This window comes from Methanoculleus sp. (assembly GCF_020696975.1).
Taxonomy (GTDB): domain Archaea; phylum Halobacteriota; class Methanomicrobia; order Methanomicrobiales; family Methanoculleaceae; genus Methanoculleus.
The window spans coordinates 49,697-63,486 of record NZ_JAJGBK010000014.1 but is presented as its reverse complement, the minus strand read 5'-3'; the positions used below and the strand labels follow the sequence as shown (position 1 = coordinate 63,486).

Annotated in this window: 16 protein-coding genes; 7 read left to right on the top strand and 9 right to left on the bottom strand. The window is 63.7% G+C overall.

The window, feature by feature from the left end:
• Positions 1-88 precede the first annotated feature (88 nt).
• The 4 genes from QZ650_RS03450 (at position 89) to QZ650_RS03435 (ending at position 1,970) form a co-directional block, all read left to right on the top strand.
• Positions 89-457 (top strand): tautomerase family protein, encoded by a 369-nt coding sequence (locus QZ650_RS03450; protein WP_292517153.1) that lies wholly within the window; start codon positions 89-91, stop codon positions 455-457.
• Between the two features lie 98 nt (positions 458-555).
• The gene (locus QZ650_RS03445; protein ID WP_292517150.1) at positions 556-762 is read left to right on the top strand and encodes a hypothetical protein; all 207 of its coding nucleotides are present in this window, start codon (positions 556-558) and stop codon (positions 760-762) included.
• Positions 763-887: 125 nt separating this feature from the next.
• Positions 888-1,367: a GNAT family N-acetyltransferase gene (locus tag QZ650_RS03440; RefSeq protein WP_292517147.1), complete on the top strand. Its 480-nt coding sequence runs from the start codon at positions 888-890 to the stop codon at positions 1,365-1,367.
• A gap of 18 nt (positions 1,368-1,385) precedes the next feature.
• Entirely contained in the window at positions 1,386-1,970 is a 585-nt protein-coding gene (locus tag QZ650_RS03435; protein WP_292517145.1) for a PH domain-containing protein, read from the top strand.
• A 36-nt stretch (positions 1,971-2,006) separates the two neighbouring features.
• Here the strand turns inward: QZ650_RS03435 and QZ650_RS03430 are convergent, their stop codons facing one another.
• From QZ650_RS03430 to cfbC, 3 genes are all read right to left on the bottom strand, one after another.
• Entirely contained in the window at positions 2,007-2,480 is a 474-nt protein-coding gene (locus QZ650_RS03430) for a universal stress protein (protein ID WP_292517142.1), read from the bottom strand.
• A 137-nt stretch (positions 2,481-2,617) separates the two neighbouring features.
• Positions 2,618-3,691, bottom strand: coding sequence for a nitrogenase component 1 (locus QZ650_RS03425; protein ID WP_292517140.1), 1,074 nt, complete (start codon positions 3,689-3,691; stop codon positions 2,618-2,620).
• Entirely contained in the window at positions 3,651-4,469 is an 819-nt protein-coding gene (cfbC, locus tag QZ650_RS03420; RefSeq protein ID WP_292517138.1) for a Ni-sirohydrochlorin a,c-diamide reductive cyclase ATP-dependent reductase subunit, read from the bottom strand. The genes QZ650_RS03425 and cfbC overlap by 41 nt, the downstream gene beginning before the upstream one ends.
• A 229-nt stretch (positions 4,470-4,698) precedes the next feature.
• Between cfbC and QZ650_RS03415 the strand changes: the two genes are divergently transcribed.
• Positions 4,699-5,319, top strand: coding sequence for a hypothetical protein (locus QZ650_RS03415; protein WP_292517136.1), 621 nt, complete (start codon positions 4,699-4,701; stop codon positions 5,317-5,319).
• A 274-nt stretch (positions 5,320-5,593) separates the two neighbouring features.
• Here QZ650_RS03415 and QZ650_RS03410 read toward each other — a convergent pair whose 3' ends face one another.
• The 4 genes from QZ650_RS03410 to nfi form a co-directional block, all read right to left on the bottom strand.
• The gene (locus tag QZ650_RS03410) at positions 5,594-7,051 is read right to left on the bottom strand and encodes a TrkH family potassium uptake protein (protein WP_292517134.1); all 1,458 of its coding nucleotides are present in this window, start codon (positions 7,049-7,051) and stop codon (positions 5,594-5,596) included.
• Positions 7,052-7,131: 80 nt separating this feature from the next.
• Entirely contained in the window at positions 7,132-8,154 is a 1,023-nt protein-coding gene (locus QZ650_RS03405; protein WP_292517132.1) for a phosphoribulokinase, read from the bottom strand.
• Between the two features lie 103 nt (positions 8,155-8,257).
• Positions 8,258-9,448 carry an FprA family A-type flavoprotein gene (locus tag QZ650_RS03400; protein ID WP_292517130.1) on the bottom strand — a complete coding sequence of 397 codons (1,191 nt, stop codon included), beginning with the start codon at positions 9,446-9,448 and terminating at the stop codon, positions 8,258-8,260.
• 155 nt (positions 9,449-9,603) lie between these two features.
• Positions 9,604-10,383 carry a deoxyribonuclease V gene (nfi, locus tag QZ650_RS03395; RefSeq protein ID WP_292517128.1) on the bottom strand — a complete coding sequence of 260 codons (780 nt, stop codon included), beginning with the start codon at positions 10,381-10,383 and terminating at the stop codon, positions 9,604-9,606.
• 181 nt (positions 10,384-10,564) lie between these two features.
• Here nfi and QZ650_RS03390 point away from each other — a divergent pair, with 181 nt between their 5' ends.
• Together QZ650_RS03390 and QZ650_RS03385 are read left to right on the top strand one after the other, a co-directional pair.
• Complete coding sequence (locus QZ650_RS03390; protein ID WP_292517126.1) at positions 10,565-10,762, top strand: rubredoxin; 198 nt, start codon at positions 10,565-10,567, stop codon at positions 10,760-10,762.
• Positions 10,743-12,362 carry a thiamine pyrophosphate-dependent enzyme gene (locus QZ650_RS03385; protein WP_292517124.1) on the top strand — a complete coding sequence of 540 codons (1,620 nt, stop codon included), beginning with the start codon at positions 10,743-10,745 and terminating at the stop codon, positions 12,360-12,362. Before QZ650_RS03390 ends, QZ650_RS03385 begins: the two co-directional genes overlap by 20 nt.
• 394 nt (positions 12,363-12,756) lie before the next feature.
• Here QZ650_RS03385 and QZ650_RS03380 read toward each other — a convergent pair whose 3' ends face one another.
• Both QZ650_RS03380 and QZ650_RS03375 read right to left on the bottom strand, forming a co-directional pair.
• On the bottom strand, positions 12,757-13,500 hold the full coding sequence (locus QZ650_RS03380) for an MIP/aquaporin family protein (protein ID WP_292517122.1): 744 nt from the start codon (positions 13,498-13,500) through the stop codon (positions 12,757-12,759).
• A 69-nt stretch (positions 13,501-13,569) separates the two neighbouring features.
• Positions 13,570-13,779, bottom strand: coding sequence for a DUF2180 family protein (locus tag QZ650_RS03375; RefSeq protein WP_292517120.1), 210 nt, complete (start codon positions 13,777-13,779; stop codon positions 13,570-13,572).
• Positions 13,780-13,790 lie beyond the last annotated feature (11 nt).

Genomic DNA, 13,790 nt, shown 5'->3' with positions numbered 1-13,790 from the left:
AAAGCGTTATTACTCCCGGTGCCAGAGCACTCATGCAGGAGAACGGGGGTTCGCCCGGACCCCCGGCTGCTGCTGGAGGTTGGTCTGAATGCCGCTTGTAAAGGTCGAGATCCGCACCGGGAAATCCGTCGAGTACCGGCAATCGCTTATCGAGAGCCTCCGCCAGGCTTTTGTGGACGCACTGCAGACCCCGGAGACCGCCCTCTGGATCCGGATCTGCGAGCGAAAGGAGGAGAACTTCCCGATACCTCCCGGCCGGTCCGGCGACGCGGTCCTGATCGAGGTCTCGCTCATGCCGGGGCGCGGGCCCGAGAAGAAACAGGGGCTTTACCGGGCGATCGTGGAGCACCTCGCCCATGATGCGGGTGTTCGCCCTGAAGACGTCTATATCGTCCTCTACGAGCCCCCCGTCGAGAACTGGGCCGAACACGGCGAGGCGTTCGCGCCATCCGGTTAAGCGCGGGGCAGCCACATCCGCCATAAGATTTTTATGACCCGGTGAGCACAGGGGTGCCGTTCTGCCCGGAAGGCAGATCGCAGTGAGGGGGTTATGAGATGACACATGGCGCTAGACCCGGTGCTCACGGGATGCTCCTTGAGCGGATGTTCGAACTTCTCGACGAGGACCAGATGCGGCAGTTGACGGTCCGGATGGTTGAGAACCGCATCAAGATGAAAGAGCACTGGATTGAGTTGATGCAGCAGAAGGTCGAGACCTACAAGATGGCGCGCGACATGCTCCAGGCCGGCGCGAAGAAGTGAGTCGGGGTTCAGGGGCGCCCGGGGGCGTGACGCCTCCGGGCCGGTTCTTTTTTGCGGTTGAACGGCTGCGTTCACCCCGCGGGGTGCACCACCGGTGTATAAACCTTAACGGCGAATACTCCGGTATGGATCTCGTCATCAGGAGATACCGTGAAGAGGATTATGCTCTTGTGTGCGGCCTTGAGCAGGAGAACAGCCCGAAAGGGTGCAAGCCCGGGGTCTTCGTCCGGCAGGCGGGTGTCCTCTTCGCCGATACATTCCTCGTCGCGGAATGTGCCGGGAGGGTCGTCGGCTACACCATCGGGGCTCTCGTGCAGCACCGGCCAGAGACCGGGTGGATCATCCGGCTGGTGATCTCGGGGCAGCACCGGCGCAGGGGGTTCGGGGAGAGCCTGGTTGCCGCGGTCATCGAGAGTCTCCGGGAGCGGGGAGCGATGGAGGTCTACCTCTCGGTTGCGCCGGGAAACCGCCCCGCCCGTGCGCTCTACGAGAAGCACGGGTTCCGTGAGACCGACTTCTGTCCGGCCTACTTTGGCGAGGGGGCCGATCGTCACATCCTCAGAAAGGACCTCGCCGGCGGGGAAGGCTTAATCCGTCTGGATTGAGATAGGTGGTCTGATATCATGCCCCTCATCCCGCTCCGCATCGGAGAGGCGTTCAGACCGGCGCGGCAGTTCCGGTCGTACCTCTACGCCTCCCTGGTCCTGACCGTCGTCTTCCTCATCCTGCCGTGGCTCGTCCCCGTCGTCGTCTTCAGCCCGCTCCCTGTCGCTCTCGCGATAGCCATACCCGTCCTCGCCGTCATCGTCTTCGTCATCTACTGGATACCCCTCTACTACGAGAGCATCGTCTACCGGCTCACCGTCACCGAGATCACCTGGCAGCGGGGGGTCTGGTTCCGGCAGACGGGGATCGTCCCCTACAACCGGATCACGAACGTCGATATCGCCCAGGGGCCCCTGATGCGGTTCTTCTCCTTCTCGGCGGTCCGGGTGCAGACCGCCGGCTACTCGGCCCAGGCGCAGGCGGAGATCCTCCTCAACGGGATCGAGGACCCAAAGGACCTTCAGGAGAAGATCATGGGGTTCGTCAGGAGGACCGGTCCGGTTGCGGTCGGCATCGGGCCGGAAGAGCCGCCGGCCGCGGATGCGACGGTGGAGGAACTCCGGGCGATCCGGCGGTTGCTGGAGAGGCTGCTCGAACGGTAGGAGATTCCCTTTTTTTCTCGCAAAAATAGGGGAGAACTACCTGCCAATGGCCACGTCCCGCTTGATGACGAGGACCGGCTGGCGGGCGTTCTTGATCACGTACTCCGAGACCGTCCCGAGCAGGCGGTCGCGGATGTTCGACCGGCCATGGGAGCCGATGACGATGAGCGAGGTCCCCTCCGCTTCCGCCGCGGCAACGACCTCCTTTCCCGGGCTCCCCACGGGCGTCCGGACGGTCACCTTCAGGCCCCGTCTCTCAAGCGCCCGGCGGGTGTCGATGATCCGGTGCTGGATATCCTCGCGCAACTCTCTCTGGGCCTCGGTCTCCTGGTCGGGGACGGTCCCGAGGAACCCCTGCCCGCCCGAGGCGATCATCGTGACATCCTTTGAGTCGATGACATGGACGAGGACCACCTCCCGGGTCCCTGCCTCCTGCAGTGCGGGGATGTAATCCAGCGCCTTCATGGAAGGCACCGAGAAGTCTGTCGGGAACAGGATACGTTCGAACATTGGCACTCACTCCGGTCTTCCCTCTGCGGGCCGGATATTTAAAAGAGACTGTGCGGGGGCCGGTGGGGGAGCGGGGTGGCGGCCTCTCGGTCATCCTGACCGCCAACCCTGCCGAAAAGGATAACCCGGAGCCCCCCTCACCCCCGCCTCTTCTCCCGCACCAGCACCCGCCACCGGTGCAGCATCCGCCGGAGGCCGGCGGTCCCGACCGGCGCCGGGTAGGGGAGCGGGATGGCAGTCCCGTCCGGGTCGACGACGAGGTCGAGGGTTTCTGCGCACTCGGCGCAGATCGTCTCTGCATCCGGATCGGCCTTGAGCGCGGGGTGGGGAGACGCGAAGTGCACGCGGCTCCCCGCGATATCGGCAAACCGGCCAAGCATATCGTTCTGGAACGCCCGCTCCTCCTCGACGGCGCCTGACGCGTCGACGCCGCAGATCAGGCCGAGTTCCTCAAGGAACCGGCACGTCCCGGCGAGGCCGACCGGGAACGAGTCGATGCAGGGTGTCCTGAACCTCCGCTCGAGGTCATCGCCGACCGGCCGGAGGGCGGGCTCGCGGAGGATGTTGACGGCGGCGGAACCAAGCCGGCCGACGTCGGCGGTCCCGATCCCCCGCACAAACCGGAGGTTGATCCCGATGCCGAGCCGGGAGAGAAGGCGTGCGATCTCGGCCGCGTTCTCGTCGACGCCGTACTCCAGGTTCTTCTCGCCGATGAGGTTCACGGAGAGGGTTCTCTCGGCCGTGGGGCTGGCGAGCGAGGCGACAGTGGAGAGGGCGTTTCTGATCCCGGTCTCAAAGACCCCGCCGAGGAACCCCGCGGTCGGCACGGGGATCACCGGGACGCCCCATGGCTTCGCGCAGACCCCCGCCGTGTCGTCCCCGATCGTCTCGACGATGCAGGTCGAGAGTACGAAGACGGAGGCGGGAGCCGGGGAGAGTGAGAGCGCCCGCGTAATGGTTCTCTCCAGTGCCTCCTCGCCGCCGAAGATGATATCGTTCTCGCCGAGGCGGGTCGAGAGGAGGCGGGGGACCTCCAGGCGGTCGTTTGAGAGGTGGGTGGCGTGGAGGAGGGAGAAGTTGTGGTGCGCACATCCCGACGGGCCGTGGATGATGCAGACGGCGTCCCGTACCTCCGTCAGGACCGAGAGCGCTCCGGTCAGGGTGCACCCCTCAAACCTGGACGAATTCGAGGGCGAAGGATTCGAGTTCATCCATCTCGAGGGGGGTGGGGATGCTTGTCGTGCCGTTTGCGTGGATCGTGCGGGCAAGATCCCGGTAGACCGCCGCCTGGGCCGAGTCGGGGGCGTACTCGACGACCGTCTGCTTCTGCAGTTCCGCAACCTGCACCACCCGGTCGCGGGGGATGTAGGCGATGAGCCGGGAGTTGATCCGGCGGGCGAACTCCTCGACCAGGTCCCGCTCGCCCTCGATGTTCTTTGCGTTGCAGATCACCCCGCCGAGGGTGCACCTGCTCCGGACCCGGCGCGAGAGGCGGGCAATGGCTTTTGCAATGTTGTTCGCCGCGTAGATGGACATCAGTTCGCCGGAGGTGACCAGGTAGACCTCCTCTGCGTATCCCTCCCGCATCGGCATCGCAAACCCGCCGCAGACGACGTCTCCCAGGACGTCGTAGACGATCACGTCGCCTCTGAGGGCTTCCAGGCGTTCAAGGAGCTGGAAGGTCGCGATGATCCCCCGCCCGGCGCACCCGATCCCCGGCTCGGGGCCGCCGGCCTCCACACAGCGCACCCCTCCAAAGCCCCGGTAGACCACGTCGTCGACGGTGATGTTTGCATCCCCGCGCTCCCGGATAAGGTCGAGGACCGTCGGGATCCAGGTCCCGTGCATCAGCATGCGGGTACTGTCGTGCTTGGGATCGCAGCCGATCTGCAGGATATCAAGCCCTTCCCCTGCAAGTGCTGCCGATAGGTTTGCTGCAGTCGTGGATTTCCCGATTCCACCCTTCCCGTAGAGGGCGATCTGTTTCATTGTTCATACTATGCGCTTGCATGGGTAATTATGTGTCGGCTGGTGTTCGCCCCGATTTTGTATATATATCTTATGGCTATCCAGTCTTTGTCCTTATGGGCTGATTTAGCCGGAACATCCTGATTTTTGCTCCGATTTAGTTTTTCGGGAATTATAAACTTGTTTTATATATTGGAAAATTATATATCGACCTATTTGAAACTCTTTGCTAAGCAGAGGGGAACGAACCATGGACCCACGATTCCGATCACGGTTGGTTGCGGCGATCATCCTCATCATCGTCGTCTGTTCGGCCTTTTCAGTGAGCCCGGTTACCGGTTTCCGTCTGGAGAACAGGGATGGAAGCGGCACCGAAGCGGCACTTGCAGAGGCCCTGGTGTTGCAGCAGAGCACCAAGATGCGGGAAGAGTTCATACAGGACATCACAGTCTACATCGACAGCGGGAACCCGATCTTCAGGCAGCAGGACGCATCCGGGAGCGTGAGCGGCCTGTATGTCCTTGAAGAGAACGCCATCTACATCCGATCGGACAGGGACCCGTCACGGGCCGATGAGGTCTTTGTCCAGCAGGTCGGGTACCGCGTCTACCACAGCATGGGGTTCGGCGAGAGCACGGTCCTCCCGACCCTTGACGTAGCCCCCGGGTCCTACCTTGACCGGGTCAACGTCCCGGCCGGTGAGGAGAAGGAGGCCGCGATCTTTGCCGAGGCCTTCGCGCTCTACCACACCTCCCCGGACCTCCTGCAGGAGGATGCACCCGAGGTCTACACCTACATGGACCTGCTGGTGAAGGACGGCGGGGACTGCGCAGCGGTGGACGACCGGTACACCCACTACCAGCCGGAGTAACCGGCATCTCCTTTTTTCCCCCGGGCCCGGGAGTTCGGGTTGACGTTGTGGTGAAGGGAGCACGCCCTCCCCTTCACCCGGCGATAGACGATGCGTGCACCGGAGGCGCGAATCTCCCGCGGCCCGGTGCACGGGGCTTCCCCCATCCCGGGAACACGCTCCTCGCATCCGAAGGGCAGCGGGCTCGATACGTGGGGCCAGACCACAGGAGTGTCCGGGAATCGGCCGGCACGCTCCCGGCATGGGCGGCCTGCCTTACCCCCGAAACGGCCGCTCACTCATACCGCTTGAAGAGACCCATGACCAGCATGATCACCGGTATGACCTCAAGACGCCCTATCCACATCAGGAAGACAAAGACGACCTTTGCCGGGTCGGTCATGTCGGGGGAGACGAACCCTGTGGAGATGCCGTTGTTGGACATCGCGGTGGTGACCTCGAAGATCACGTTGCTCGAGTCGAAGGCCGTCGGCTGCAGGTGCATCACCAGTATCGTCGCGACGAAGATGGTCAGGAAGAAGAGCATGATCGTCAGCATGTTCCGCGAGACCTCAAGGTCGGCGATGTTCTTCGGGATCACCCTGCCGTTGTACTTGAAGGGCACGAGCACCTTCCCCGATACGAACATACGCCGGAACCACCAGACCAGGCTCTGAAACCCGAGGACAACCCGGGAGAGTTTGATACCGCCGGCGGTGCTCCCCGCCGCCCCGCCGATCGCGATCAGCATCGCAAGGAAGAGGACCGTCACGCTCGCCCACTCGTTCGGGGAGGCGACCTGGAACCCGGTACTGGTGACCGCCGCGGCCGACATGAAGAGCGCCTGGCGAATGGCGGTGGGGATGTCTGTTGCGTTGAGCGTGACAAGATCCCACGTTATCACGACGATCCCGAGCGCGACGAGCATGAAGAGGAGGCGAGCCTGCTGGTCGTCGAAGAACCGCACGTCTCTTTGCCGGTAGAGGAAGTAGTAGAGTTTGAACGGCAGGGCGCCGGCGATCATGACCGGGACGATGAGAACCTCAAGGAGCGGATTGTTGTAGAAGGGGATCCCTTCCGAGTGGACCGAGAACCCGCCGGTCGCAATCGCGACAAGGGCGATGTTCACCGCGTCCCAGACAGGTATCCCCGAGAGGAGGACAAGCCCGATCGAGGCGACGGTCAGCACCAGGTAGATCTTCCACATCTCAAGACCCGTTGCGACAACGCTCGGCATCAACGCCTCCGAGCGCCCTTCCGAGCGGTAGAGGCGGAACTGGGTCAACCCGGTCCGCGAGGCCATTGCGACGGTGAACGCGACGATCCCGATACCGCCGAGCCACTGCATCAGCGACCGCCAGAAGAGGAGGGTCCGGGGCAGGTCGTCGACCGACCGCATCATCGTCAGGCCCGTATCGGTCCACCCGGACATCGCCTCGAAGACGGCGTCGAGGTAGGAGATGCCGAGCCCGAGGGTGAAGGGGAGGGCGCTCACCAGCGCGATGGCGAGCCAGATCAGGGCGACGGCCATAAGGGCGGCTGATAGGGGCGCCTCGCGATCCTGCCGGGGGACGCGGGTAAGGAACGTTCCGAGGAGAAAGAGAACGACCGGGACGGAGAGCATGGGGAGGATCATCTCCCACTCCTGATAGATCACCGCCACGACGATCGGCAGCGCTGTGGCGATGCTGATATACCTGAAGATATTGCCGATGTCGGGAGCGATGATCGAGAACTGCTCGATCCTGTCCATCAATACACGTTCTCCGGGCGCTCTTATCTACTTTCTCTTGTACCGCCGTTCAAGGTTCGGGGGCGAAAACAGGCCCCGGGTTACCTGCGGGCGCACCCGCACCCGCTCTTTGCGGCGGCCAGCGCCTCCTCGCCGGCCGCTCCCGGGGCACTCTCAATGAAGATGCGCCGGTTGATGATCCGCCAGGCGAGGATGAGCTGGGCCATATCCCCGGCCGTCAGGTATGCCCCGCTCGCGACGAGGTCGATCGGCTGCACCTGCGTCTGGATCTCGATGTTCTTCTCCAGTTTCCTCACCACGGCATCGTTCAGTTCCCCGTCGAACGTGAGCGCCCCCATTGCCCTCCCCCCGATCTCCTCGATTGTAAACTCGACCATGAAGTTCCGCTCCGAGAGCGAGAGGAGGGGGAAGAGATCGATGGAGAGGTCGACGTCCCTGATGGTCCGGTCCAGTTTGCTCTGGCAGAGCGTGACGCGGTAGATGTTGCGCCGCTCGCTCGCCTCCCTGCCGTACTTCGAGAAGGCGATCCTGATGACCGCGTCCGCGAACCGGCACTGCGGCGCGACATACTGCTCGTAGTCGGGCTCGCGCTCCGCCATCTCCCTCTCGACCGCGTCCGGGGAGTATCCCCGCCGTTCTACGTCGCGCCTGATCTTCCAGGCCCGTTTGACGTCGTGGTCCGGGTCCACGTAGAGTTTGAAGTCGATCAGGTCCCGCAGTCTCGGGGTGATGAAGGGGTGGAGCCCCTCGAGGATCAGGATCTTCGTGGGGCTGAAAGGAACCGGGGGATCGAACCTCCCGTTACTGTGGTTGTAGACCGGTTTCTGGATCGTCTTCCCCGCTTTGAGGTCCAGGAGATGCTCCTCTAGGAGGTCGAACCGGTTTGCCTCGGGGACGAGCGGCGTGATCCCGAGAACTTTTCGCTGCTCGCGGTCGTATCTGTGGTAATCGTCGATGGTGATCGTCGAGACGAGGTCCTCACCGAAGATCTCCCGTATCGCCCGGGTGAATGTGGTCTTCCCGGTCCCGCTGTCCCCCGCTACGCCGATGATGAAGATGTAGGGTGACTCTACAATGACTCTCTTGAAGTCGGACGTGGGCATAACTCAACTCAGGGGTTGGTCGGTAGCGTTACACTGTTAAGATTTCGGCGCCCGGGAGGCGGGTCTCCTGACAGGTTGTTGGTGCTAAAAAAGGAGGGGGCGCCTAAGCCGGGACGATCCCCGCCTCTTGATGCTTCTTTGCGATCTCATCGGCGAGCCGGTCGAGCGCCGCAAAGTCCTCATCCTTCGGGAGGCCCCTGACATAGACCGGTTCGAGGAACTCGACCTTGAGCCGGCCGAGCATATCCTTCACGGTGTCGACCGTCTTCCCGCCCCAGCCGTAGGACCCGATCACCGTTGCGTACCGGGTCTTCGGGCGGAGGAGGTTTGCAAGGTATGCGGCATAGACCGCCTGCGGGTGAGGGCCGAAGATGACCGTCGGCGACCCGATCACGACGGTTGCGGCATCGACCAGGGCCTTTGCAAGGTCGCCGATATCGGTCTTTGTGAGGTTGAACGGCTGCACCGGGATGCCCCGGGCCATCAGGGCCCCGACGAAGTGGTCGACCATCGTCTGCGTGCTCCCGTGCATGGAGACGTAAGGAAGCACCACCATGTTCTTCACAGCGTCGCCCGTCCAGTCCCGGTAGGCGTCGGTGATGAGCGCCGGCCTGTTGTAGACCGGACCGTGGCTCGGGGCGATCAGGTCGATGTCGCGCGAGGCGAGTTTTTCAAGATGGCCCTTGATGCTCGACCGAAACGGCATCATGATCTCGGCGTAGTAGCGTTTCGCGGACTCGTACACTGCGTTCTCGTCGGGGACGTAGAGGGAACTCGTCGCGTAGTGCGAGCCGAAGAGATCGCAGGGGAAGAGGACCCGGTCTTCCTGGAGGTAGGTCAGCATCGTCTCCGGCCAGTGGACCCAGGGGGCGATGATGAACTCGAGCGTCTTATCGCCGAGTTCGAGCGTCTCGCCGTCGCCGATGACGGCGAACCGGTCCCCGGGGATGTGGAGGAGGTCGATCAGGAAGTCCCGGCACTTCTGGTTCGTCACCACCTTCGCGTCGCCGAACCTCTCAAGCATTGCGGGTATCGAGCCCGAGTGGTCCTGTTCCGCGTGGCTGGAGATGATGTAGTCGATCTTCTCGACACCGAGCCCGTCCAGGTTCGCCATCAGTTCTGCGGTCTTCGTCGGGTCGACGGTATCGATCAGCGCCGTCTTCTCGCTGCCCCGCACCAGGTAACTGTTGTAGGTGGTGCCCTCGGGAAGCGGGATCAGTTCGTCGAAGAGCCGGCGGTCCCAGTCGATGGCTCCGACGGCATGGACGCCCGGGACAATCTCACGTGCGGCCATACCTTCCCCCCTCCATCGGTCGCACCCCGGCCGTTATACGGTATACATAAGGATCCGACATATCTCTACTCCGTTAACTCTCAACCGTCCCGGCGTGCTCTGCCGCGCCGGTCGGCAACCGTCTCTCGTTCCCGAACGCTGATAACGGTTTCGTTCTATCCTTCGGAGGAGAGGGTGGTCTGCCTCTCCTCCCTCTTCTCCTCCTGCCGGACCGCGTTTGCATAGAGGTGGGCCTGCCGGGTCGGCTCCGGGAGCCGGTACCCCCGTGCGGTCGCGAGGACGAGATCGACGGCCTGCGATAAGGCGACCCGGTGGCCTACGGAGACGTAGACGGGTTTCGTCTTCTCTTTCGTCCGCACCGCCATCCCGATCGTCTCGCCGTCGCGGAGTATGGGGGCGGTCGAGCCTCTGGCAACTTCCGGCTCCGCCGCCGTGCCGACAAGGAGACTCTTTGCGACCCCTATGGTGGGCCGGTCGAGCAGGACGCCCATGTGGCTTGCGATGCCGAGCCCGCGGGGGTGGGCGATCCCCTGCCCGTCGAAGAAGACGAGATCCGGCTCGGAGCGCGTTCTTTTGAACGCCTCGACGAGGGCGGGGCCTTCACGGAAGGTCAGGAGGCCCGGGATGTAGGGGAACGACGTCGCCGCGCTTGCAGAGACCCGTTCGACGACGCCGAGGTCGGGATAACGGAGGACGACGACGACGGCGTGGATCTCGTCCGAACCCTTCGCGTAGGAGGCATCGACGCCGGCCACCAGGGAGATATCCTCGATGTCGCCGGAGAGGCGGACCCTGGTCCGGAGCGTCTCCTGGAGGCGGATCGCTTCGGCAGGCGTCAGGTCGAAGGGGTGGGTATGGATCTCCATGTTCATCTCCCGGCCCGAAAGCCGCTTGGTGACCGGGTTCGGGGCTGTCCATATAGGTGTTGTGCTCATTACATCGATCGCAGATGATGCCCCCCCCTGGTACCGGTTGCCGGCATCGCTTGTGGGGGAGATCCCCGGTTCTCCAGTGCGGACCGCCGCCTTCGGTCGGGGTCCATTCCGGGAGCGGGGGCATTTTTATATGCATTGAGTAAGGGTATGCCCGGAGCACCATCTCCGGAGCGTGAGCGGTATGGGACGATGGGTGTGCAGTGTCTGTGATTACGAGTACAACGAAGAGGCGGGAGACCCCGCCACCGGCATCCCGCCGGGGACGCTGTTTGAGGACCTCCCCGCCGACTGGAGGTGCCCCGGGTGCAGCGTGGGGAAGGAGGCATTTGTACGGGTTAACGAACTGGAGGTAAAGACGGATGAAGAAGACTACCTCTGAAGAGGCCGCCACGACCGTGGCCGACGTCCTGGTCTCGGAACTCGCCGCGTGGGGGGTCACCCTCTACTTCGGCATCCCCGGAGCATCGTCGCTCCCGCTCGTGGACGCGGTGCGGAAGAACCCGGACGCCCGGTACATCGTCGTCCGGCACGAACAGACCGCTGCCCTCGCGGCGTCCGCCTACAACAAGTTCACGGGAAAGATCGCGGTCTGCCTGACCATCGCCGGGCCGGGAGCAACCAATCTTGCTACCGGGCTCTACGACGCAAAAGAAGACCGGGCGAGCGTTCTTGCTCTCTCCGGGCAGGTGAAGACACAGTATGCCGGTCCCGGCGGCATCCAGGAGATCGACCAGGACGCGTTCTTCCGGCCCATCACGGTCTTCAACAACACCGTCGCCGACCCGGCAACAGCGGTCAAACTTCTCACCCGGGCGCTCCGGTACGCCATCATCAACCGCGGTGTCGCCCAGCTCTCCCTTCCGAACGATGTCCAGCGGGAACCGCTTGAACCGGCCTACTGCGAGCGCGAGACCTGCCTCCCCGAGGTCCGGGTTGCCCCGACCGACGAGGCCGTCGGGGCGGCGGTGGCGGCGATCGACGGCGCCGCACGGCCGGTCATCCTCGCGGGGTTCGGGGCCATGAATGCGGCCGGAGCGGTCCTTGACCTCGCAAAGACCATCCAGGCGCCGATCGTCACGACCTTCCGGGCGAAAGGGATCCTCCCCGACGATAACGAGTGGGTTGCCGGGATCCACGGGCAGCTCGGGACGCCGCACGCCCTGACCCTCGTCCTGAAATCGGACCTCGTGATCGCCTGCGGCACAAGTTTCTCCGACCTCACCGGGGTCCCGGAAGAGAAGCGGGCCGTTCACATCGATATCGACCCGCTCCAGCTCGGGAAGCACCCGCTCGAGGTCGGGGTCTGGGGGGACTGCGCCATCGCTCTATCCCGGATCCGGGAGCTGGTCCGGCCGCGGGATGACTCCGGGATCCGGCAGTGGCTCGCGGAGAAGAAGCAGGAATGGCGCGAACGGCTCGACCAGGAGGCCGACCCGGATGCCGTTCCCATCCGCCCGCCCTACATCATGAACGTCCTCTCCGGGACCCTGCCGGAGGATGCGGTCATCTCCCTCGACGTCGGGGAGAACCTCTGGTGGTTCGGGAGGAACTTCCGGATGAAGCGGCAGCGGTTTGCGATGTCGGGCTACCTCGGGACGATGGGGCTCGGGCTCCCCGGGGCGATCGCGGCGAAACTGGCCTATCCTGATGCGACCGTCGTCTGCATCACCGGGGATGGCGGGTTTTCCATGGTCATGGCCGACTTCGTCACGGCGGTCAAGTACGACCTCCCCATGATCGTGCTGGTCTTAAACAACCACGAACTTGCCATGATCCGGGAGGAGCAGCGTGAGGCGGGCTATCCGCCGTATGGAACCGAACTCAAGAACCCCGACTTTGCCGCGTTCGCGGAGGCCTGCGGCGGCGCCGGGATCCGGGTAACCCGGCCGGAGGAACTCGCCGGGGCGGTTACGACCGCGGTGCAGATGAACAAACCCGTCCTCATCGATATCGAGACCGACCCGAAGCGGTTCAGGTGAGGGTTCGGGCCACCGTTGCCGGTTGGGACCCATGGGACCTCCCGGCGCCGGCAGCCCGGGTGTGATGTGGCAGTCACCCGAAACCTATAAATGTCCTCCGCGGGAATGAGGCTCCGAGGGTAATGTGAACATCCCGGTCATGGGTGTCAAATCTGTGACGCCCATGCCGGTTACGTGCGGATCTCCGGACGTTGATCCGGGTGGGAGCGTAGAAATCTGCTCCACGCTGAGGGTTCCCCGGCGCCCGTGAACGGGCATCCGGGGGAGAACTTGCGGCGAACCGGATCCGCTCCGGTTCACCGCTCTTGTCCCGGGATTGTGAAGCGTTTTTTCAGAGTTTCCTTCTACTTTGCGCCGTCTTTGTGCCGCGACCAAAAATGGAGTGGGGTCTGGATCATTCGCTGGAGAGGTAATCGTAGAGGAACGCGGCGAGCACCGCACCGACGATGGGACCGACGATGTAGATGGGGAAGAACGTCCAGAGGTTCTGCCCGGCAAGGAGCCAGTCCCCGAGATACGGCCCGAACGTACGGGCGGGGTTCAGCGACGCGCCGGTCAGGTTCCCGATCGTCGTGATGATCCCGGCGACGATAAGACCGACCGCAAGACCGGCAAAGCCCGGGGGAGCCCGTTCGTCGACGGCGGCGCCCATGATGACGAGCATCAGAAGGAACGTCCCGACCGCTTCGATGACGATCGCCTGCAGGTAGCCGATGCCCGGGAAGGGTGTTGTTGCCCCGAGCCCTCCGATCGTGACGGCGTCCGGGCCGACGACCCAGGCAAAGAGCAGGCTTGCCGCCGCTGCGCCAAGGAGTTGGGCGATGATGTACGGGATGACTTCGCGTCCCGGGAACCGCCCGGTCGCAAAGAGGGCTATCGTCACCGCCGGGTTGATGTGGCACCCCGATATCCCCCCGAGGGCGTAGATGGCCCCCGCAATGGCGATACCGAAGGCGAGCCCGATCGCGAGCCAGTCACCGAGCCCCCCGAGCGCCCCGATCCCGACGTTGAAGGGGGTCGACGGGGTGGTGCCTGAAGCAAGCATCAGCGTGACGACTGCGGCACCGGCTCCGAAGAAGACCAGGATGAAGGTCCCGACCGCTTCCGCAACGGACCGTTTTCCAAGAGATACAGTCATAATTTCACCTGATAGTAGTTTTGGCGCTTTAGAGATGAATAGTTTCCCAAAACGGGATGGTAGAGCGCCCTACTTCCCGTACAGGGCAGTATAGCACTCGGGGCAGAGAATCCTCGGCAGCGGGGCCTTGACGCGTCTGCTGGGGAGCGGGTAGCCCCCTTCCCAGACATCGAGGTCCTTCCTGATCGCGTGCTCCATGCAGAGGCCCATCCCGCAGACGATGCAGACCGCCACCGCCTCGCTCTCCTTCCCCTCAAGGGCGCAGTAGTAGCACTTCACGGCAGTCCCCC

Excerpts from the sequence above, each read along its gene's own strand:
- QZ650_RS03450 (WP_292517153.1), top strand. The coding sequence starts at position 89 with ATGCCGCTTGTAAAGGTCGAGATCCGCACCGGGAAATCCGTCGAGTAC.
- QZ650_RS03445 (WP_292517150.1), top strand. The coding sequence starts at position 556 with ATGACACATGGCGCTAGACCCGGTGCTCACGGGATGCTCCTTGAGCGG.
- QZ650_RS03440 (WP_292517147.1), top strand. The coding sequence starts at position 888 with ATGGATCTCGTCATCAGGAGATACCGTGAAGAGGATTATGCTCTTGTG.
- QZ650_RS03435 (WP_292517145.1), top strand. The coding sequence starts at position 1,386 with ATGCCCCTCATCCCGCTCCGCATCGGAGAGGCGTTCAGACCGGCGCGG.
- QZ650_RS03430 (WP_292517142.1), bottom strand. The coding sequence starts at position 2,480 with ATGTTCGAACGTATCCTGTTCCCGACAGACTTCTCGGTGCCTTCCATG.
- QZ650_RS03425 (WP_292517140.1), bottom strand. The coding sequence starts at position 3,691 with ATGAACTCGAATCCTTCGCCCTCGAATTCGTCCAGGTTTGAGGGGTGC.
- cfbC (WP_292517138.1), bottom strand. The coding sequence starts at position 4,469 with ATGAAACAGATCGCCCTCTACGGGAAGGGTGGAATCGGGAAATCCACG.
- QZ650_RS03415 (WP_292517136.1), top strand. The coding sequence starts at position 4,699 with ATGGACCCACGATTCCGATCACGGTTGGTTGCGGCGATCATCCTCATC.
- QZ650_RS03410 (WP_292517134.1), bottom strand. The coding sequence starts at position 7,051 with ATGGACAGGATCGAGCAGTTCTCGATCATCGCTCCCGACATCGGCAAT.
- QZ650_RS03405 (WP_292517132.1), bottom strand. The coding sequence starts at position 8,154 with ATGCCCACGTCCGACTTCAAGAGAGTCATTGTAGAGTCACCCTACATC.
- QZ650_RS03400 (WP_292517130.1), bottom strand. The coding sequence starts at position 9,448 with ATGGCCGCACGTGAGATTGTCCCGGGCGTCCATGCCGTCGGAGCCATC.
- nfi (WP_292517128.1), bottom strand. The coding sequence starts at position 10,383 with ATGAGCACAACACCTATATGGACAGCCCCGAACCCGGTCACCAAGCGG.
- QZ650_RS03390 (WP_292517126.1), top strand. The coding sequence starts at position 10,565 with ATGGGACGATGGGTGTGCAGTGTCTGTGATTACGAGTACAACGAAGAG.
- QZ650_RS03385 (WP_292517124.1), top strand. The coding sequence starts at position 10,743 with ATGAAGAAGACTACCTCTGAAGAGGCCGCCACGACCGTGGCCGACGTC.
- QZ650_RS03380 (WP_292517122.1), bottom strand. The coding sequence starts at position 13,500 with ATGACTGTATCTCTTGGAAAACGGTCCGTTGCGGAAGCGGTCGGGACC.